Annotated in this window: 15 protein-coding genes; 11 read left to right on the forward strand and 4 right to left on the reverse strand. The window is 62.3% G+C overall.

Annotation, left to right across the window (positions count from 1 at the left end):
• Nucleotides 1-14 precede the first annotated feature (14 nt).
• A complete protein-coding gene (gene ptsP / locus QD228_RS03685) occupies nt 15-2,318 on the forward strand; it encodes a phosphoenolpyruvate--protein phosphotransferase (RefSeq protein WP_176503161.1) in 2,304 nt (767 codons plus the stop codon).
• A 91-nt stretch (nt 2,319-2,409) separates the two neighbouring features.
• Here ptsP and QD228_RS03690 read toward each other — a convergent pair whose 3' ends face one another.
• On the reverse strand, nt 2,410-3,303 hold the full coding sequence (locus tag QD228_RS03690) for an NRDE family protein (RefSeq protein ID WP_279874471.1): 894 nt from the start codon (nt 3,301-3,303) through the stop codon (nt 2,410-2,412).
• A 269-nt stretch (nt 3,304-3,572) separates the two neighbouring features.
• Between QD228_RS03690 and QD228_RS03695 the strand changes: the two genes are divergently transcribed.
• The 10 genes from QD228_RS03695 (at nt 3,573) to QD228_RS03740 (ending at nt 16,011) form a co-directional block, all read left to right on the forward strand.
• On the forward strand, nt 3,573-6,458 hold the full coding sequence (locus QD228_RS03695; RefSeq protein ID WP_176503159.1) for a response regulator: 2,886 nt from the start codon (nt 3,573-3,575) through the stop codon (nt 6,456-6,458).
• A gap of 93 nt (nt 6,459-6,551) precedes the next feature.
• Nucleotides 6,552-7,334, forward strand: a complete 783-nt coding sequence (locus QD228_RS03700) for a sulfite exporter TauE/SafE family protein (RefSeq protein WP_077375183.1) — start codon at nt 6,552-6,554, stop codon at nt 7,332-7,334.
• Between the two features lie 157 nt (nt 7,335-7,491).
• Nucleotides 7,492-8,295: a prolipoprotein diacylglyceryl transferase gene (lgt, locus tag QD228_RS03705; protein WP_279874472.1), complete on the forward strand. Its 804-nt coding sequence runs from the start codon at nt 7,492-7,494 to the stop codon at nt 8,293-8,295.
• Between the two features lie 218 nt (nt 8,296-8,513).
• Nucleotides 8,514-9,308, forward strand: a complete 795-nt coding sequence (locus tag QD228_RS03710; protein ID WP_279874473.1) for a thymidylate synthase — start codon at nt 8,514-8,516, stop codon at nt 9,306-9,308.
• A complete protein-coding gene (locus tag QD228_RS03715) occupies nt 9,305-9,856 on the forward strand; it encodes a dihydrofolate reductase (RefSeq protein ID WP_279874474.1) in 552 nt (183 codons plus the stop codon). Before QD228_RS03710 ends, QD228_RS03715 begins: the two co-directional genes overlap by 4 nt.
• A 103-nt stretch (nt 9,857-9,959) precedes the next feature.
• Nucleotides 9,960-10,775, forward strand: coding sequence for a ProQ/FINO family protein (locus tag QD228_RS03720; protein ID WP_084208022.1), 816 nt, complete (start codon nt 9,960-9,962; stop codon nt 10,773-10,775).
• A gap of 379 nt (nt 10,776-11,154) precedes the next feature.
• Nucleotides 11,155-12,144, forward strand: coding sequence for a TRAP transporter substrate-binding protein (locus QD228_RS03725; RefSeq protein WP_077375169.1), 990 nt, complete (start codon nt 11,155-11,157; stop codon nt 12,142-12,144).
• 97 nt (nt 12,145-12,241) lie between these two features.
• Complete coding sequence (locus QD228_RS03730; protein WP_084209616.1) at nt 12,242-12,835, forward strand: TRAP transporter small permease; 594 nt, start codon at nt 12,242-12,244, stop codon at nt 12,833-12,835.
• Entirely contained in the window at nt 12,832-14,217 is a 1,386-nt protein-coding gene (locus QD228_RS03735) for a TRAP transporter large permease subunit (RefSeq protein ID WP_077375166.1), read from the forward strand. The genes QD228_RS03730 and QD228_RS03735 overlap by 4 nt, the downstream gene beginning before the upstream one ends.
• 753 nt (nt 14,218-14,970) lie before the next feature.
• Nucleotides 14,971-16,011 carry a porin gene (locus QD228_RS03740; RefSeq protein WP_279874475.1) on the forward strand — a complete coding sequence of 347 codons (1,041 nt, stop codon included), beginning with the start codon at nt 14,971-14,973 and terminating at the stop codon, nt 16,009-16,011.
• 343 nt (nt 16,012-16,354) lie between these two features.
• Here the strand turns inward: QD228_RS03740 and QD228_RS03745 are convergent, their stop codons facing one another.
• From QD228_RS03745 to QD228_RS03755, 3 genes are all read right to left on the reverse strand, one after another.
• Entirely contained in the window at nt 16,355-17,338 is a 984-nt protein-coding gene (locus QD228_RS03745; RefSeq protein ID WP_279874476.1) for a carbohydrate kinase, read from the reverse strand.
• Nucleotides 17,338-19,020: a glucose-6-phosphate isomerase gene (gene pgi, locus QD228_RS03750; RefSeq protein ID WP_084208026.1), complete on the reverse strand. Its 1,683-nt coding sequence runs from the start codon at nt 19,018-19,020 to the stop codon at nt 17,338-17,340. The genes QD228_RS03745 and pgi overlap by 1 nt, the downstream gene beginning before the upstream one ends.
• 214 nt (nt 19,021-19,234) lie before the next feature.
• Nucleotides 19,235-20,104, reverse strand: a complete 870-nt coding sequence (locus QD228_RS03755) for a D-hexose-6-phosphate mutarotase (protein WP_141392205.1) — start codon at nt 20,102-20,104, stop codon at nt 19,235-19,237.
• Nucleotides 20,105-20,119 lie beyond the last annotated feature (15 nt).

The following is a 20,119-nucleotide window of genomic DNA, read 5'->3' on the forward strand; positions in this document are numbered from 1 at the left end:
GCTCGAGGTACACCATGCTTGAGGTATTGCGGCGTATCGTTCAGGAGGTCAATGGCGCGCGTTCACTCGACGCGGCGCTGGCGACGATGGTGTTGCGCATTCGCAAGGCCATGAAGACGGATGTCTGTTCCGTCTACCTTCTGGCGCCCGAGACGGACCGATTCGTGCTCAAGGACACCATTGGCCTGCGCTCGTCTTCCGTGGGACAGGTCAGCATGGCGCGCGGTGAAGGGCTGGTGGGCATGGTGGCGCTCAGAGAGGAGCCGCTCAACCTCGAGGATGCCCCGGCGCATCCCCAGTTCCGGTATTTCGAGGAAACCGGCGAGGAGCGCTTCTCCAGCTTCCTGGGCGTCCCCATCATCCATCAGCGCCGTGTGCTCGGCGTACTGGTCATCCAGCAGCACGAGAAGCGTCGTTTCGATGAGGGCGAAGAAGCCTTTCTTGTCACGCTGGGCGCGCAGCTGGCGGGTGTGCTGGCGCATGCGTTGGCGACCGGGGCACTGGGCAAGCTGGCCGGGACCAGCGGCCAGGCGACCTTCAAGGGAGTCGCCGGGTCTCCCGGCGTCGTCATCGGCAAGGCCTTCGTGCTCTCTCCGCCGGCGGATCTGGACTCGGTGCCGGACCTCATTCCCACCGACATCGACTTCGAGATCGCTCGCCTGAAGGAGGCGATCAACGCCGTGCGCGAGGAAATCCGTGTCGCGGCAGAGCGGCTGGCCAGTCGTATCTCCACTCAGGAGCATGCGCTGTTCGAGGTCTACCAGCAGATGCTGGGCGACGCGGCGCTGGGCCAGGAGGTCGAGAAGCGTATCCGGGAAGGGCAGTGGGCGCCTGCGGCACTGGCCGATATCGTGCGCCGGCATGTTCAGTATCTCGAGCGCGTGGATGATGACTATCTGCGTGAGCGCGCCGCGGATATCCGCGATCTTGGCCGGCGGGTGCTCGCGCATCTGCAGGAGGAGGGCGACAGCGGCCCGATCGAGTACCCCGAGAACACCATCCTGATCGGCCATGAGATCAGCCCGGCGACACTGGGCGAGGTACCGCGGGAGCGGCTCAAGGGGCTGGTGGCGGTCAGCGGATCCAGCACCTCCCACGTCGCCATCCTGGCGCGGGCCATGGGAATTCCGACCGTGCTCGGGATGGTGGACCTGCCGCTGTCACGCCTGGGTGGCGCGCCGGTGATCCTCGATGGCCATCGCGGTCGTCTGGTGGTGCGTCCGGAGCATGAACTCAGCGTGCATTATTCGCGGCTGATCGCCGAGGAGCAGGCGCTGAGCGTGCTGCTGGAGCAGGAGCAGGATCTGCCGAGCGTGACGCCTGATGGCCATGTGATGCCATTGATGGTCAATACCGGCCTGGCGCTGGATGCCGTGGCCTCGCTCAAGACCCGGGTTGGCGGCGTGGGGCTCTACCGCACGGAAGTGCCCTTCATGATGAATGATCGCTTCCCCAGCGAGCAGGAGCAGGCACGACTCTACCGTGAGCAGCTGGCCGGTTTTGCCCCTCTGCCTGTCACCATGCGTACGCTGGATATCGGGGGCGACAAGGATCTTCCCTATTTCCCCATCAAGGAGGCCAACCCCTTCCTTGGCTGGCGCGGCATACGCGTGACACTGGATCACCCGGAAGTCCTGATGGTGCAGCTGCGTGCCATGCTGCGCGCCGCCGAGGGCCTGGACAATCTGCGTATCATGTTGCCGATGGTCTCGGGGATCGAGGAGGTGGATGCCGCGCTGGCGCTGGTCAATCGTGCCTTGATCGAGCTGGCGGAAGACGGTGTCAACGTCTCACGGCCCAGCGTCGGCGTGATGATCGAGGTGCCGGCGGCCCTCTATCAGCTGGAAGCGCTCGCGACCCGGGTCGACTTCTTCTCGGTGGGGTCCAACGACCTCACCCAGTACCTGCTGGCGGTGGACCGCAATAACCCACGAGTGGCGAGTCTCTATGATGCGTGTCACCCGGCGGTATTGCGCGCGCTGGCGCGCCTGGCGGAAGAATCGAAAGCGCTGGGCATGCCGGTGAGCGTCTGCGGTGAGCTGGCCGGTGACCCTGCCGGCGCCTTGCTGCTGCTGGGAATGGGCTTTGATGGTCTGTCGATGAATGCGCCCAGCCTGCCACGTGTCCGTGCCGCCATTCGCCGCGTGTCGTTGGCGGCAGCCCAGGGGCTGGTCAGCGAGGTCCTGTGTCAGCCGACGGCCAATCAGGTGCATGGCCTGCTGCTGGAGCGCATGCAGGCATGGGAGCTGGCGCATCTGTTGCCACCGCGTGACCACACGCCGGATGCCAGTGCGGCCCAGGCGGCAGTCTCTCGTTAGCGACCTGCAGGCAGGATCGCAGACCTGTGCTCCTGCCTCGGGTGGCGTCCTCTCGCTGGCCTTCCTTCAAGACGTCCCCTGCAGGCAATCGTCAGCTCAGCTGCCATCCCCGTGTCGCTTCCTCCTGGAGGTGCGACACGGCCTTGCGATGAGCGACACACTGGCCTTGTGGTGAAAAGCGGCGTTCATGCAGTGTCAGTGAGGTCCGCTTGTCATCTCGCTGCCAGCGCACCAGGGTGGCAGCGCGGGTGCCGTACTCGGGGCTGGTGATGAAGGGGCTGGACAGCAGGGCTTCCCGCTCAAGTGCCAGGCCGGTGGCCGGCAACTGTGCCGTCGGCGGCCGCCAGCCATCCTGCAGGATACCCAGACAGGCATCGTCATCGTGCATGACCGCAGACGCCTTCAGCGCGGCAAGGCGCTGTCTGAGTCGCCGCTGCTTTGGCCATTCATTGTCCGGGTGACCATTGGACAGGCTATGCAGCCCAGGGGGGAGTCGGATCAGCTGGCTGCCGTCGGGCCCATGATGGAGTCGCCAGAGAGTCCGGCCATCGCAGACCAGCAAATTGCACCAGTCAAGTGCGCTCAAGCTCAGGGGTTCGCAGTGCTCGGGAGAGTCCGCCGCGAGCCTTGCCATGACGGTCTCGCCAGCGCTCAGGGCCTCCAGCCAGTCCCCAGGCGACAGGGTGGAGGCATTGGCCACCGCCTGTCGCACGGCGGCCGTGACCAGCTGACCGCGACTGATGGTGGCTGCATGGGAGGGGCGGTCCAGCTGGCGGACATTGGTCAGCGTCGCCAGGGCGCCGGCCCGGTGCATGACCAGCCATCCCCCTCCTGCCACCAGATCACGACCACCACACAGGGCGGTATCCGGCCAGCGGCACAGGCCAGTGGTCGCACGGGCATGAAACTCGTCGCGGTTGCCCAGCAGCGTGAGGCAGTGACCTGTCGTGGCATCTGGCTGCCAATCGAATGCCATCAGGCACATGGCGAGACTCCGAAAGAGGGTGGGCGAGGTTCCCGGGGATCAGGATGTGACAGGTGTCGCGCCGGGAACATGACGCCCGTCAGTGGCTTGCGTATGCTGCAGTCTTGTGGCGAACGGGCCGACGATCTGCCGTGACGTCGGGCTACGGGCAGCATGGCTCGATGCGACCCGATCGTACTGCTGCGGCAATGTCACGCCACATCACGAATCGCTGCACCCATGCCCGATGGTTTTTGCTGTCAGGTCCATCTACAGGATGCTCCCAGACCATGTTCTCGCGCCGTCCTCCCCCTGTCGAGCCAGCGTCACGCTCGCCCGAGGCTGAATCTTCCCAAGCGGAGGCTCCCCCGACGGGAGCGTCCGGCGTCACCGGCGACGCCACTCGTCTCGAGGATGGCGGCAGTGCGGGGAACCGCAGTGAGAGCAGCCCCAGTGGACTGGAATCGGTATGGCGGCGCATGAGTCGCCTGACGGTGGGCCCGCTGCTGCTCGCCGAGCTGGCAGTGGCGCTCAGCTGTCTGGTCGGGGCCTGGGTCACCTGGGACAGCGAGCGGCACAAGCTCGTGGACAGCGCCCTGGGCGAGCTTCGCCAGCAGCATTCGCTGGCCACTGCCTTGGTGAATGAGCGCTTCGAGGCGCAGCAGCGTCGTCTGCAGATCCTGGCGCGCTACACGCGTCGCCATCTCGACCATGCCGGGGGCGAGGCGGATTCGTCATTGAATGAGCTGGTGTTGACCGAGGAAGGTCAGCTGTTCCGGCCGATCACGCGTGGCGGCGCTGCCTTGTACGGAGAGTTTCACCGCGCATTGGATGAGCAGGATCACGACGTGGCGCGACGCCTGATCCGGATGCAATGGCTGTTGTCGGATCTGTATTCCACGGACCCATTGATCTCGCGACTGTTCGTCAGTCTCGACAACAGCATGATCATGCTCTACCCCTGGTTCAACGTGCTGGATGCCTTCTCACCGGGCACCAGGCTCCTTCCCTACACCGATGTCACACCTGCCACTCAGCGCCAGCTGGCCAGCAGCTCGGACAACGGCGCGCCGCGGGTCGTCTGGCTGCCGCCACATCCCGGTCCGGCGGGCCTGCCTCAGATCACCGCGCTGGTCGAGGTGGAACTCAACGCGGGACAGAAGGTCCATGTCGGGCTGGATCTCGCGGTCCCCCAGATGGAATCTCGCTTGCTGCTGCCTGGTCAGGGCCGCACGGCCCCCTATTGGCTGATCGGTCAGGACCTGGAAGTGTGGGCGGCCAGCAGCAATACGCGTGACCCTCGGCCGCGACGCCTGCCCGATGACGTGGCCCAGGCGGTGGACGGCGGTCTGCGTGGCGCTACCTTGCTGCCAGGACCTGCGGCGCGTGCCGTCGTCTGGGACACCTTGCCCGTCAATGGCTGGCGACTGGTGGCGCGGCGCGATCTTGACGTGCCGGGCGAGATGCCATTGCTGTCATTGCTGCTGGGCAGCGCCGGTGCCTTGCTGCTGGTCTTCGCGGTGAGCATGCTGATTCTGCAATGGCGCCTGCGTCGCCTTGATCAGCGCCTGGGGCAGCCACTGGAATGGTTGGCACGCCAGAGCGTGCGGCTCGAGCAGGGGCAGGTCATGGAGGAGTATCCCGTCTCGGCCCATCAGGCGTATCCGGCCGACGAGATTCTGCGCCGTCACCGTGCTGCCGTGGCACTGCTGCGCCGTGGTCGTGGCCACGAACTGGATGCCTTGCCACTGCCTGCCTTCGTGATGCGTCATGGCCTGCTGGCGATGGCCAATCCTGCCTTCGAGAAGCTGTTCGGGCTGGTGCTACATGAAGCGCTGGGGCGCTCGGTCGGGAGTCTGCTGATGCTGGAGCCCAACCCGAGCGTACCCAACAGTCGAGAATTGCGCGTCCATGATGCCGAGGGCCGCATGCGGCGCATGCGTCTCGAGCTGTGCCGTTTCAACAACGACCCCGCCCAGGTGCTGGGCGTGATGATTGATGAATCAGAACATGATCAGGCCAGCCAGCAGTTGCTGGTCGCACGCGACAGGGCGCGCGAGGAAGCCCGCCTCAAGAGTGACTACCTGGACATGCTGCACGCCGAGTTGACGCCTCCCTTGCAGGGACTGGTGCGCAAGCTGGGGCAGTTGCGTCGTGAGCGTCATCTGGAGGATGCCGAGCTGAGCCTGCTGCAGGGGCGTCTCGATAGCGTGGCACAGCTGCTGAATGTGCTGACGGAGCGCGACGATGTCGTGCGCACGCCGCTGGAGGAGAATCTGTTCACGCCGGCCGAGGCGCTGGGAGCGCTGCTCAATGACATGCAGCAGCGCTACCACGACGTGGGACTGCCCTTCGAGTGGCAGCTGGGCGCGCTGCCTGCATTGCTGCGTGGCGATGTACGGCGTCTGGCGCAGCTCTTCGAGCATCTGTCGGAAGATGGTTGTCGACGCGCGAGCGCGGGTCGGCATCGCGTGTTCGTCGAGGTGGTGGACGCCGAGGGTGCGTCGTCGCTGGCCGGTGGCCCGACGGGAGCTGGCCTGAGGGACACGGAGACAGGGGGTCAATGCTGGCTGAGGCTTGAGCTTCACGATCACTGTGGCCTCGATGTCGGGCGCAATGCGCCTTCCTCGCTGTTGATGGCTCGTCGTCTGGTGGAGGAGCTCGGCGGGCGCTACCGACAGCATGAGACGCAAGGGGAGGAGGTGCTGGAGATCCTGGTGCCGTTGTCCTGGCCGGACAATCCTGTCGAAACTCGCATTCTGGTCGTCGATGACGGTCCGGTGAACGCCATGCTGGCGCGCACGGTGCTCGGCCGCCAGGGGTTGGTGGTGGATACGGCGAGCAGTGGAGAAGATGCGCTGGCCGCGCGCGAGCGCCATTTCTACGACCTGGTGTTCATGGATATCTTCATGCCCGGCATGGATGGCGTCAGCGTTACCCGGAATTGGCGCGAACAGGAGGCCGGGGCCGGCAGTGATAGGCGTAGCGTGATCATTGCCCTGACGGCCAATGCCAGCGAGGCGGACCGCGAGCGTTTCTTCGCGGCAGGTCTGGATGATTATCTTGGCAAGCCCTATCGTCCTCAGGCGTTGATCGACAAGGTTCGCAAATGGCTGCCTCGGGCCACGATGAAGGCACCGGGAGCAGAAGGTGGCGTGACGGGTGATGGGGTCTGAGTTGGCAAGGGTGAGCGATGAGCCATCGGTTCATGGCCTCAACCCGGCCCTTTGACAGAGGTTCTCGATGAAGACAGGTGCAAGGAGTGGGGCATGTGGTGGTGGTATCCCGTGTTGGGGGCCGTGGCGGGTCTGATCGCCGGCCTGTTCGGTATCGGTGGCGGGCTGGTCATCGTGCCGGTGCTGGCGGCAGCCTTTGCGCTGCAAGGTGTCGCCACTGATGTCTTGATGCATCTGGCGATAGGTACCTCACTGGCGACCATCGTGGTGACCTCGCTGTCATCGGCGCGTGCGCATCATGAGCGTGGCGCCGTGCGTCTGGACTGGCTCAAGCGCCTGCTGCCCGGACTGGTGGTGGGAACCGCGCTGGGGGTGGTGCTGGCGGGCGGACTGAGCAGCGAGATGCTCAAGCTGCTGTTCGGTGGCTTCGTGCTGCTGGTCGCCGTCAAGATGGGACTGGATCTCAAGGTGGGTCAGCTGGCGCAGGCGCCGGGGCGTGCCGGGCAGTTTCTTGGCGGTGGCACCGTCGGGGTGGTATCCGCGCTCTTCGGGATCGGAGGAGGGACGGTGATGGTGCCGATGTTGACCAGCTGGCAGGCGCGCATGACCGAGGCGGTCGGGACTGCGGCCGCGGCCGGGTTTCCCATCGCCTTGGTGGCAGCGCTGACCAATATCGCGGTGGGCTGGCACGCCCCGGGCTTGCCGGAGCATGCCATCGGCTATGTGCATTGGGTTGCCTGGCTCGGCATCGTGCTGGTGTCGGTGCCCTTCGCGCGAGTGGGCGCACGGCTGGCCCATGCGTTGCCGGCGCTGTTGCTCAAGCGGTTGTTCGCGTTGATTCTCGTGATCGTGGGGCTGCGCTTTCTCGTCTCGTGAGACATCTCGGCATGTCCGCTTTGCGGGGAAGGGCTGCTAGGTGGCGTTCATGCGCGAGCTGTTACCCTTCGTCACCTGACCGGTAGCGCATCGGATTGATGGCGAAAGACTTGCGACTGGCGTCAGTCGTGCCGACTTATTCATTCAAGGTTTTCTCATGTTGCAATATCCTCAGATCGACCCCGTGGCGTTGGCATTGGGGCCTTTCAAGATTCACTGGTATGGATTGATGTACGTGATCGGCTTCGCGGCGGCCTGGGGGCTGGCGCGTGCCCGGCGCGGACGGGTCGGCCTGAGTCAGGATGCCGTGGGAGACCTGATCTTCTTCGGTGCGTTGGGCGTGGTGCTGGGTGGGCGCCTGGGGTATGCGTTCTTCTACGGCTTCGACAAGTTGCTGGCGGACCCGGTGTGGATCTTCAAGGTCTGGGATGGCGGCATGAGCTTCCATGGCGGCCTGCTGGGTGTGTTGATCGCCATGCTGGTGTTCGCGCGTCGTCACCAGCTGACCTTCTTCCAGCTGACCGACTTCATCGCGCCGATGGTTCCGATCGGCCTCGGTGCAGGGCGCCTGGGCAACTTCATCAACCAGGAGCTGCCGGGGCGTATCACCGATGTCTCATGGGGCATGGTCTATCCGCTCTACGGGCCGGAGCCACGCCATCCCTCTCAGCTCTATCAATTCGCGCTGGAAGGCGTCGCGCTGTTCGCGATCCTGTGGTTCGCCTCGCGTGAGCCGCGCCAGAAGGGGTTGATCTCCGGTCTGTTCCTGCTCTGCTACGGCAGTTTCCGCTTCATCACCGAGTTCTTCCGCCAACCGGATTCCCAGCTCGGCTTCATCGCCTTCGACTGGCTGACCATGGGTCAGCTGCTGTCGCTGCCGATGGTGCTGTTCGGGTTGCTGCTGATGGCTTGGTCGCGTGGTCAGGACGTGGCGCAGCCGCCGCTGCCTCGCGCATCCTGAGGTGGGAATGCAGGTGTGATTACAGGGGGCAATCGGTGTAAACTGGCCCCCTGCCAGATACGCAAGAACGCGGCCATCGGGCCGCGTTCTTGCGTATCTGGCAGCGTAAAATATCGTCAAGTGAACGATTCGAATTCATGAAGAGGCTGGTGCAGAGCCGATCCCCCCGGATCCGCTCGCCGAGCCAGCCTCTGATCCGCCGTACGGACCCGCTGCCCATGCAACCCTATCTCGATCTGATGCGCCACGTGCTGGAAAACGGCACGCAAAAGGGCGACCGCACCGGTACCGGTACCTTGAGTGTCTTCGGTCACCAGATGCGTTTCGATCTGGCCGAAGGCTTTCCGCTGGTCACCACCAAGAAACTGCACCTGCGCTCGATCATCCACGAGCTGCTGTGGTTCTTGAAAGGCGACACCAACATCGCCTATCTCAAGGAAAATGGCGTGCGTATCTGGGATGAGTGGGCCGATGAGAATGGCGATCTCGGGCCGGTCTACGGCTACCAGTGGCGCAGCTGGCCGAATCCGAAAGGCGGCAGCGTGGATCAGATCACGCATCTGATCGAGCAGATCAAGACCAACCCGGACTCGCGCCGTCTGATGGTCTCGGCCTGGAATCCGGCGCTGGTGGATGAGATGGCCCTGCCGCCGTGTCATGCCCTGTTCCAGTTCTATGTCGCCGAGGGTCGGCTGTCCTGCCAGCTCTATCAGCGCAGCGCCGACATCTTCCTCGGCGTGCCGTTCAACATCGCCAGCTATGCGCTGTTGACCCAGATGATCGCTCAGGTCTGTGGCCTCAAGCCGGGGGAGTTCATTCATACCCTCGGCGATGCCCACCTCTACAGCAATCATCTGGAGCAGGCGCGTGAGCAGCTGACGCGCGAGCCGCTGGCCCTGCCGACGCTCAAGCTGAATCCGGACGTGACGGATCTGTTCGACTTCACCTTCGATGACATCGCCATCGAAGGCTATGAATCCCATCCGCATATCAAGGCGCAGGTGGCCGTATGAGTGACAAGGAATTTTCTCCGCTGAGTGCCGCCGCCGAGACCGTGGTCCCGGTGGCGATGATCGCCGCCATGTCGATCAATCGCGTGATCGGTGTCGACAACAATCTGCCCTGGTACCTGCCGGAAGACCTGAAGTTCTTCAAGCATGCGACCCAGGGCAAGCCGGTGATCATGGGGCGCAAGACCTTTGCCTCCATCGGCAAGCCGCTGCCCAATCGACTCAATATCATCGTCACGCGTGACAGCGAGTTCCACCACGATGGCGTACGGGTCTGTCACGATCTGGCGGCGGCGCTCAACATGGCGGACCACCATGCGATGATCGAATGTGTGGACGAGATCATGGTGATCGGGGGTGGATTGATCTATGCACAGGCACTGCCCGTCGCCACGCGTCTGTACCTGACCGAGGTAGCGGTCGAGATCGAAGGCGATGCGCACTTCCCGGAGCTTGGTGCTGACTGGGAAGAAGCTCAGCGTGTGCCGGGAGAAAGTGGTGAAGGCCTGCCTGCCTATGACTTCGTGCGCTATGAGCGCAGGGACGACTAGCGCTTGCGCCTGCCAGCGGGAACTTTACAGTCAGCAGGTACTGACACAGACTGGTGCCAAACGGAACTGCCCATAGCGTGCAAGGGAGGCTCAGGCCTTGACGATGGATCGCCTCGAAGCGCTGTACTCTGCGCTTGAACATGAAGCCGACACCCAGCGACAGCAGCGTGACGGAGAGCGTCAGGCTCGTCTGGCGCTGGAATCGGAAAATGCCCAGCTACGCGAGACGCTGGCCGCGCTGCGCCAGCAGATGCAGGAGCAGCAGGCGCAGCTGACCGGGCTGAGCGAGGCCTTGATGGCGCGTGATGCCGAGCTGCGCGAGTTGCGCGAACGCAGCGCACAGTCCCCCGCGTCACAGCCGGTGGAGGATGCGCGTCCCAGTGCTGCGCAGGTGGAAGCTGCCGCGGAGCAGCTGGCCTCCGCGAGCGAGTCACCCGGTGTGGCCTCGGGTGAGACCGCTGACGCCGAGTCTGCACCGTCGCCAGCAATGTCTAACGACGCGCCAGCCGAATCCGCTGGCTCTGACGAGACACCGGACCAGGCAACGCCGCCGTCGCCCCAGGCGCTGCTCAAGCAATGGTACAAGCGCTATCCGGATACCTTCTTCAAGGGCCACACCCGTCCCTTGAAGATCGGCATCCATGTCGAGTTGCTGGAGAACGAGCCCTGGGACGAGAAGCTCGTGCGCCGCGCTCTGGCGGGCTACGTCCACTTGCCTCGATACCTGAAGGCCGTTCGTGCCGGCACGCAGCGGGTCGATCTTGAAGGTCAGTCCGTGGGTGCCGTCACGGAAGACGAGGCATTGCATGCACGTCAGCAACTCGCGGAGCTGACTCGTCAGCAGAAGGAGCGTGAGGAGCAGGCTGCCAGCCAGCGCATCAGCCACAAGCTGAGTGAATTGATGACCAAGCACCGCTAGCGACGTGTCGTGCAGGCAGGCCCCATGGCCAGCCCGCACATGTCACCTCGATCGTCAGTGTTCAGAGCCCCTGTGCGGATTGCCGCACAGGGGCTCTGTCGTTGGTGGGTGGAAATCCGCACATCGGGCCGGCGTTGTCGGCAAGCCCACTCATGTCGCGAAGAAGGGTTTTAGTCACAGGTATCTGAATCCAATCGAAAAAACTGGGAATGTGCTGCTCATGGCGCGGTACTCGCTATACCCAGGTGTCCCTGCTCGCGCTCATGTCTGGCGTTGCGACTCGCGCTCATGCCGAGTGTCGTGATGCAGCACACGCCAGGCGGGATGATCAACAGATGACCAACCCCCAATAACAACCAAGATTCCGAGAGGAACTGCCATGCGCCTTTTCAAGCCTGCCCTGACAGCCCTGAGTGCCGCCATTCTGATGGCCTCGACCGCTGTCATGGCCGACCCTATCACCATCAAGTTCTCTCACGTCGTCGCGGAAAACACCCCCAAGGGGCAGATGGGCAAGAAGTTCCAGGAGCTGGTCGCAGAGCGACTGGGGGATCAGGTGGCCGTTGAGCTCTATCCCAGCTCCCAGCTCTATGGGGATGACAAGGTGCTGGAAGCCATGCTGCTGGGCGATGTCCAGCTGGCGGCTCCGTCACTCTCCAAGTTCCAGAAATACACGGATCAGCTGCAGGTCTTCGATCTGCCGTTCCTGTTCAAGGACATGGAAGCGGTGGAGCGCTTCCAGAGCAGCGAGACAGGCCAATCCTTGCTGACGGCGCTGGAGCCCAAGGGGCTGGTCGGACTCGGGTATCTGCACAACGGCATGAAGCAGCTCTCCGCGTCCTCACCGCTCACGGTGCCAGATGATGCGGATGGCAAGAAATTCCGCATCATGACCTCTGACGTGCTCGAGGCGCAGTTCGATGCGCTGGACGCCGTCTCGCTGAAGAAGCCGTTCTCCGAAGTCTTCATCCTGCTGCAGACCAAGGCCATCGACGGTCAGGAAAATACCTATTCCAATATCTATTCCCAGAAGTTCTTTGAAGTGCAGCCTTACATCACCGAATCCAATCACGGCGTGCTGGATTACATGGTGGTGTCCTCGGCACGCTTCTGGAATGGGCTTCCGGAGGAGGTGCGTGGCGAGGTCAAGTCAGCGCTGGATGAAGCCATCGCCTATGGCAATGAGCTGTCCCAGGCCAAGAATCTCGAGGCCAAGCAGGCCATCATCGACTCCGGTCAGAGCGAGATCATCACGCTGGACGATGCGCAGCGCCAGCAGTGGGTGGATGCGATGAAGCCGGTGTGGGGTGAATTCGCCGATGATATCGGTCAGGACATCATCGATGCCGCTCAGGATGCCAATCGCTGAGACGCGCAGGCCGACAATCACTTGCCTCGCCGGGAGACGCGACATGTCCGTCCTCTCGTGCGAGGCAAGTCTCCATGAAGGGCATGAGGACATTGCCATGAAACTTGGATGGCTACACAAGGCAGAAGAGACGCTGTTCTCGCTGCTGCTGGTGGCGATGGTATTGCTGGTCTTCGTCGAGGTGGTGCTGCGTTTCGTCTTCAATACCGGTATCAGCTGGTCCCAGGAAGCCACTCTCTATCTGGCGGGCTGGTTCGTGCTGATCGGCGTGTCGTGGGGCGTCAAGCAGGGCGCGCACATCGGTGTGGATGTCGTGGTGAAGATGCTGCCACTGATCTGGCAGCGGGTGGCTACCCTGGCCGCGCTGGTCATCTGCATGGCGTACTGCGTGATGCTGCTGGTCGGCAGTTACGAATATCTGTCCTTGATGCAGATGATCGGTATCGAACTCGAGGATATCGCGATACCCAAGTGGTATGCCCTGACGATCCTGCCCATCGCGATGCTGCTGCTGATGCTGCGCTTCGCGGTATTGGGCTGGAAGGTGATACGCGGAGATGCCAGCGGTTTCGGCTTTCACGACGAAGGCGAGGACAGCATGCACCTGGTGCAGCCGGCTGACTCGGTCATTGGTGACAGCTCCGATGGTGCCGGTGGTAAACGTGACAGTGATCAGGAACCCAGACGATGACCATAGCCACTCTGTTCGCGCTGCTGTTCGGTGGCATCTTTCTCGGCATGCCGATCGCCTTCGCGCTCGGATTTTCCAGTGTCACGACGATACTGCTGTTTTCGAGTGATTCGCTGGGCTCGGTCGCCATCAAGCTGTTTGAAGCCCTGTCGCATCACTACACCTTGCTGGCGATTCCCTTCTTCATTCTTTCCAGCACCTTCCTTTCGACGGGAGGCGTGGCACGCCGCCTGATCACCTTCGCGACCGATGCCATCGGCCATGTCCGTGGCGGGCTTGCGATGGCCTCGGTACTGGCCTGCATGCTGTTTGCCGCCGTCTCGGGGTCCTCTCCGGCCACGGTCGCGGCGATTGGCTCCATCGTGATCGCGGGCATGGTGCGTCAGGGCTACAGCGAATCCTTCGCGGCCGGGGTGATCACCAATGCCGGTACCCTGGGGATCTTGATTCCTCCCTCCATCGTGATGCTGGTGTACTCCGCGGCCACGGAGGTCTCGGCGGCCAAGATGTTCATGGCGGGCCTGATCCCCGGGCTGTTGATGGGCGGCATCCTGATGGTGGCCATCTATATCGCTGCCCGAATCAAGAAACTGCCTTCACAGCCGTTCCCGGGCCTCAGGACGCTGGCTCGTTCGGGGCTGGTCGCGATGGGCGGGCTGATGTTGATCTTCATCGTGCTGGGCTCGATCTACGGCGGGGTGGCCAGCCCCACCGAGGCGGCGGCGGTCGCGACGGTCTACGCCTGGTTCATCGCAGTGGTGGGCTATCGCGACATGGGGCCCTTGAAGGACGTGCCATGGCGCAGAGGCAACGAAGCATGGGGCAGGGCCGGGTTGCGTGCTCTCTGGCAGGTGCCGGCAGGCCTGGTGGGCTCATTCTCGGACCAGGAGGTCAAGAAGGTGGTGCTGGATGGTGCGCGCGTCTCGATGATGCTGCTGTTCATCATCGCCAATGCGATGCTGTTCGCCCATGTGCTGACCACTGAACGCATTCCTCACACCATCGCCGAGACCATCATCGGCTGGGGGCTGCCAGCCTGGGGGTTCCTGATCGTGATGAATCTGCTGCTGCTGGCGGCGGGCAACTTCATGGAGCCCTCGGCCATTCTGCTGATCATGGCCCCGATCCTGTTTCCCATCGCGACGCAGCTGGGCATCGATCCGATCCATCTCGGCATCATCATGGTGGTCAACATGGAGATCGGCATGCTGACGCCACCAGTGGGGCTCAACCTGTTCGTCACCGCAGGTATCACCGGCAAGCCGATGACCTGGGTCATTCGTGCCGCACTCCCGTGGCTGTCGTTGTTGCTGCTGTTCCTGGTATTGATCACCTATGTCCCGTCGATCTCACTCTTCCTGCCCAACTGGCTAAGCCAATGATGGCGCCATGCTCCATCGCGGTTTTGAGGCGACAGGAATGTGGAAACTTCGTGCAGGCGACATGTCGATCCTGCGCTATCCCTCACCAGAGTCGCGACGTGAGGTACTGCCGTCAGTGATGCTCTGACCAGCGGCATTCAGCCTGATCATGATCAGGCCACCATGGACTACCCCGGTCACTCCATCGAGTGATCGGGGTTTCATCACGTCAAGGTCATCGGAGGAAAGCGGTGAGTCGTTGAAGAAGACACCGAAAATTGACTGCCACGTCATTTTTCACCGAGGCGCGTCCATGCTCGTTTTCCTTTCGATTCCAGAGATTTGCACGATGGCATGCAAGGGGAATGATGAGCTTCCAATGGCGTGAGATGACAAAGAATTCATCGGCTCAGTGCATGCTACTTTTGTCTTGCATGTCATGGCTGAGGCAAGTGTGTCTTCGCTTTGACTGCCGGGAAATCAGCGAACGTCAAAACCCTCGAGAAAACCCATGGTTGTCATGAATCCTTCATTCTTCCGCTCTAGAGTGTTGGCACGCCAGACAATTGACCGGCGTATTGGTTCAGGACCAGTGATCGAAAACAGTGTTTTTTTCTGTTGCACATCCTGAAAGCCCGGTATATGGTTTCCCTGCGAGCATTGGATAATAACAAGGCCACAGGGTTTTAGAGGCGTCATCAAGCGCCCGGAACCTCGGCCACTGCCACCGGCAGACACGATCGAACAGTTAACGCTAGTTAAGGAACTATCGCGATGAAAAAGACACTTCTGGCTACTGCCATCGCCGGCGCTGCTGCCCTGGCTGCTACCTCCGCTTCCGCTGCAACCGTCTACAATCAAGACGGCACCAAGCTGGACATCTACGGCAACGTTCAGCTGGCATACGGTTATGTCGACCAGCTCGGCGGTGACCCGGAAAGTGAACTGGGCGACAACGGTTCCACCTTCGGTGCCAAGGGTGAGCACAAGATCAACGACGACATCGTTGGTTACTTCAAGGCCGAGTGGGAATACGACGCTGACGAATCCAAGGGTACTGGTAACGGCCTGAACGATGGCGACCAGTCCTACGTCGGTGCCAAGGGTTCCTTCGGTGACGCGCGTATCGGTTCCTGGGATCAGCTGATGGACGACTGGATCCAGGATCCGATCTCCAACAACGAATATTTCGACCTGACTGATTCCAGCAGCAACATTTCCGATGGGACTGATACTACGTCTCAAACTCGTGAAGGCAACAAGCTGCAGTACATGTCTCCGGTCATGGGCGGCCTGCAGTTCGCTGTCGGTTCCAACTTCGAAGGCGACGGTGAAAGCGAGAACGTCACTGATTCCAACCAGGCGTCCTTCTTCGCAGGTGCCAAGTACACCGTCGGCGGTTTCTCCATCGCTGGTGTGTATGACAACCTGGACCAGTTCGAAGCCACCAACGGCAGTGACATCGGCGACCAGTACGGTATCACCGGTCAGTACACCGTTGACGCCCTGCGCATCGCCGTCAAGGCTGAGCGCTTTGCTGGTGAAGAAGACGACACCGACGTTGATTACTACGGTATCGGCGCACGCTACGGCTACGGCATGGGCGACGTCTACGGCGGCTACCAGTACGTCGACGCTGAAGACAATTCCACTCTTGCTTCTGACAACGGTGGCGACGACAGCTTCAACGAATTCAACCTGGGTGTGACTTACAACATCTCTTCCGCGATGTACACCTACATTGAATACGCCCAGTACGATCGCTCTGGCGATGACGGTGACGGCGCTGCAGTCGGCATCTACTACGGCTTCTAAGACGCTCTCAAACGTCTAGCAAGCTAACGAAAGCCGGTCCCTCGGGGCCGGCTTTTTTACGTCTGATAGGTGCCGACTTGAGACGGAGATTGCGTGGCTTTCTGCTGCGCTTCGCAGGCATATTTCTTGTTGGTTGGTCTTGGTCAAAAGACGCAGGGCTGTCATGACACCTGGCACGTGTACGTAGAACATGTACTCAAGACATGTACTCAGAACATGAACCAGGAACTTGAACTCAGAAAACCAAAAGCCCCGCTGATCATCAGATCAGCGGGGCTTTTACGTGCGCGTCTCAAGATTGTCGCTGGCTCTGAGGGGTGGCCAGTGACGTCACTCGGGCCGCTCACTGCATGGCGGTGAGGTCTTCTCGAGTCGGTAGCGCGGCATAGGCACCAGGGCGAGTCACGGCAAAGGCGCCGCAGGCTGCTGCACGCTCAAGCGCAGCCTGAAGATGGCTCTCCTCCTCGCACCAGTCATGCAGCAGGGCTGCATCCACGCCGGCTTCGCTGAGCGCCGAGAGGAAGCCGCCGATGAAGGCATCACCGCCGGCCGTGGTATCGATGGCCTTGACCACCGGCGGCGTGATGCTGACGGTCCTGATCTCGCCGCTCTGCTTGCGCACCAGTGCACGGATGGTGCCCGGGCCGTCGGTCAGCACGATCAGGCGGACGCCGGCCTGCAGGCGTGCCTGCAGCCAATCGGACTCTTGCTGGCCGTCAGTGAGTGCCTCGACCTCTTCCTGGGAAAGCTTGAGGATATCGGCGTTGTCCAGCAGGCGAGTGACCAGTGACACGTCGACCTGCTGATTCGGCCACAGGTTGTGACGCAGATTGGCATCCACGCTGACCAAGGAGCCAGCAGCACGTGCGCGAGACGCCAGCACGAAGCTGGTGTCCGCGATACCGGCGTCGGTCAGGCTGTTGCTGCACAGATGGAAGATGGCGGGTTGAGCGAACAGTTCCGGGCCTGCATGTTCCGGACGAAACAGCAGGTCAGCTGCCGGCGGACGATAGAAGTCGAAGCGACGCTCGCCATCCTCGTCGCGCGAGACGAAGGCCAGCGCGGTGCGTGCCTCGCTGGTGCGCTTGACGTGATCCAGGCGTACGCCATGGGTGGCCAGTTCGTCGTGCAGGAAGTCACCGAAGCTGTCCTGGCCCAGCATGCCCACGAAGTGGCTGGGCAGCCCGAGACGTGCGCAGGCCACGGCGACATTGGCGGGCGCACCACCAGCGTAGGGCGTGAAGGTTTCCTGCTCGACGGCCTGGCCGCCGAGCTTGTTGGACAGCATGTCGACGAGCGCTTCGCCGAATGCGATTACCGGAGTCATCAGGAGGTTGCTCCCTTGGTGGTGGCCGTCGGGGCCTTCTTGCTTGATTTGGTGCTGGTCACGCCTGCCTCTGGCTGCATGCTGTCTCCTGCGGCCGGGAAGTGCTCGCGTACCAGTGCCAGCAGGCCCTGGGTGGAGGGATCGAAGGCCTGGACGTCAGTATCGATGCGTGCGCTGATCTCGCCTGCGATGCGCTTGCCGAGCTGCACGCCCCACTGGTCGAAGGAGTTGATGTTCCAGATCACGCCCTGCACGAAGACCTTGTGCTCATAGAGAGCGATCAGCGCCCCCAGGTTGCGCGGTGTCAGCTCATCAAGCAGCAGCGTGCTCGAGGGACGGTTGCCCGGGCAATTGTAATGCGGGTCGAGGTTGCTGCCATCCTGGCTGCCTTCCATGAAGGCATTGGCCTGGGCCAGCATGTTGGTGATCAGTGCGAAGTGGTGCTCTTCGGTACCCGGCTCCGGCTTCAGGGAAGCGATGAAGTCGATGGGAACGTAGCGAGTTCCCTGGTGCAGCAGCTGGAAGAAGGCATGCTGACCGTTGGAACCGGTCTCGCCCCACACGATCGGGCCGGTCTTGTAGTCGACAGGACGCCCGAAGATGTCCACCGACTTGCCATTCGATTCCATGTCGAGCTGCTGCAGGAAGGCGGGCAGCTGATGCAAGGCTTGATCGTAGGGCACGATGGCCTGGGTCTCGGCACCCATGAAGTTGATGTACCAGATACCGATGAGGGCCATCAGGACCGGCATGTTCTCGCCCAGCGGCGCTTCGATGAAGTGCTGGTCCATCTCATAGGCGCCTTCCAGCAGTTCCATGAAGCCGTCATAGCCGATGGAGAGGGCGATCGGCAGACCGATGGATGACCACATGGAATAGCGGCCCCCGACCCAGGCCCAGAATTCGAAGACGTTCTCTTCGCGGATGCCGAATTCCTTGGCCGCCTTGCGGTTGGTGGAGGCCGCGACGAAGTGGGCGCCGACGTCGGCATCCTGACCTGCCTGCTCCAGGAACCAGCGACGTGCTGACTTCGCATTGAGCAGGGTCTCCTGCGTGGAGAAGGTCTTGGTGGAGACGATGAACAGGGTCGTGGCCGGATCGAGGCGCTTGAGCACCTTCTGGATGTGGTTGCCATCCACGTTGGAGACGAAGTGGAAGTTCAGCTCCGGATGACGATGCTTGAGCAGGGCGCGGCAGGCCATGTTGGGGCCGAGGTCGGAGCCTCCGATGCCGATATTGACGACATCGCGGATGCGTTGTCCGTCATAGCCTTTCCATTCGCCGCTGCGCACGCTTTCGCAGAAGGCGCGGATCTGCTCGCGAGTGCTGTGGATCTCCGGCATCACGTCCTTGCCGTCAACGATGACCGGCGTATTGGACTGGCTGCGCAGGGCCGTGTGAAGGACGGGGCGATTCTCGGTCACGTTGATGATGTCACCCGAGAACATCTGGGAGCGACGCTGAACGAGGGCAGAGTGGTCTGCCAGCTCGATCAGTGCCTTCATCACCTCGTCGGAAATGTGGTGCTTGGAATAGTCGAGGAACAGGCCGCCGACCCGGAGACTCATCTTCTCGAAGCGCTTGGGGTCCGCGGCAAAGTAGTCGCGAATACGGTCGTTGCGGGTTACCTCGCCTAGCCGGGTCAGCGCCTGCCAGGAAACACTACGGGTCAATTGCAGCATGGAAGTGTCCATCGTATGGGTTGTGGATAGCTTGTGTCGCCAGTCTGCAGTCCGTCGCTGACCAGCGCGCCTTGAGCTGACGAATGACGCTGGCAGGCGTGGCATGACACGATTCAGTGCCATGGAAAGGCGCCTGCCGATGATTGCCTGCTGATCGCCGCTCGGTAGCCACCTGTCAGTGGGAAGCTGACAGGTGGTGTATGGATCGTGAGTGTCACCCTTCCTGTTCGAGAGGGGAGATGTGCTGTACCAGCAGATGTTGCGCGCCCGGCGGCAGCCAGACGGGGTCAAGGCGGGTACAGGCAGTCTCGACACACAGGAAGCCACGGGCGTTCTCGACGCTGGTATCGGCCGGCGGTGCATCGCCCGGGTGCCAGACGACCGTGGAGTCGGAGCCCTGCTTTGCAATGCGCAGCCTGCGCTGGCCATCCTCGAGCACCTGGACCTGGCTTGACTGGTAGATGCGATCCAGCGGGCCGCGAATGCCCAGCTCGCCTTGCTGATCAAGACGCGAGAAGTCCTGACGCTTGTCCAGATAGCTGGCGCCGGCGAGGCCAGTGACGCGGCACTGGAAGGCATCTTCCACGGCAAAGTAGGTATGCAGGGCGCCGGTCATCTTGACCGGGTTCTCGCCGCGATTTTCCGTGATCAGCTCCACCTTCAGGAAGTGGCGACCCGCGAAGATGACGACGCGAGGCGAGAGTGCCGCGTGCAGGGGAGATTGCGGAGAGGCGTGGATCTCGACGCCTTCCTCCTCGTCTTCCTCTACCGCGTCGATACGCCACTCGGCCTTGCGCGCCGGGCCATGCAGCTCTGTCTCGCCCTCAGGATACTCGTCAGCGAACCAGGGCCAGCACAGCGGAATGCCGCCACGAATGCTGCCCGGAAGTGCCGCCGGTGTCTCGGTGACCCACAGCCAGGGGCGCTGGGATGCTGGCTGGTAATGCAGCACCTGGGCGCCCTGGTGGCAGACGACCAGCTCGCCCCAGGCGCGGTTGAGGATCAGGAGCATGCGGCCTTGCCATTCGCAGGTACGTTGGCCGCTCGTGGCATCCACCAGTGCGCGCAGACTTTCAGGAATCATCTCGAGCTTCCTCGA

Source organism: Cobetia sp. 3AK, assembly GCF_029846335.1.
In the GTDB taxonomy this organism is placed as follows: domain Bacteria; phylum Pseudomonadota; class Gammaproteobacteria; order Pseudomonadales; family Halomonadaceae; genus Cobetia; species Cobetia marina.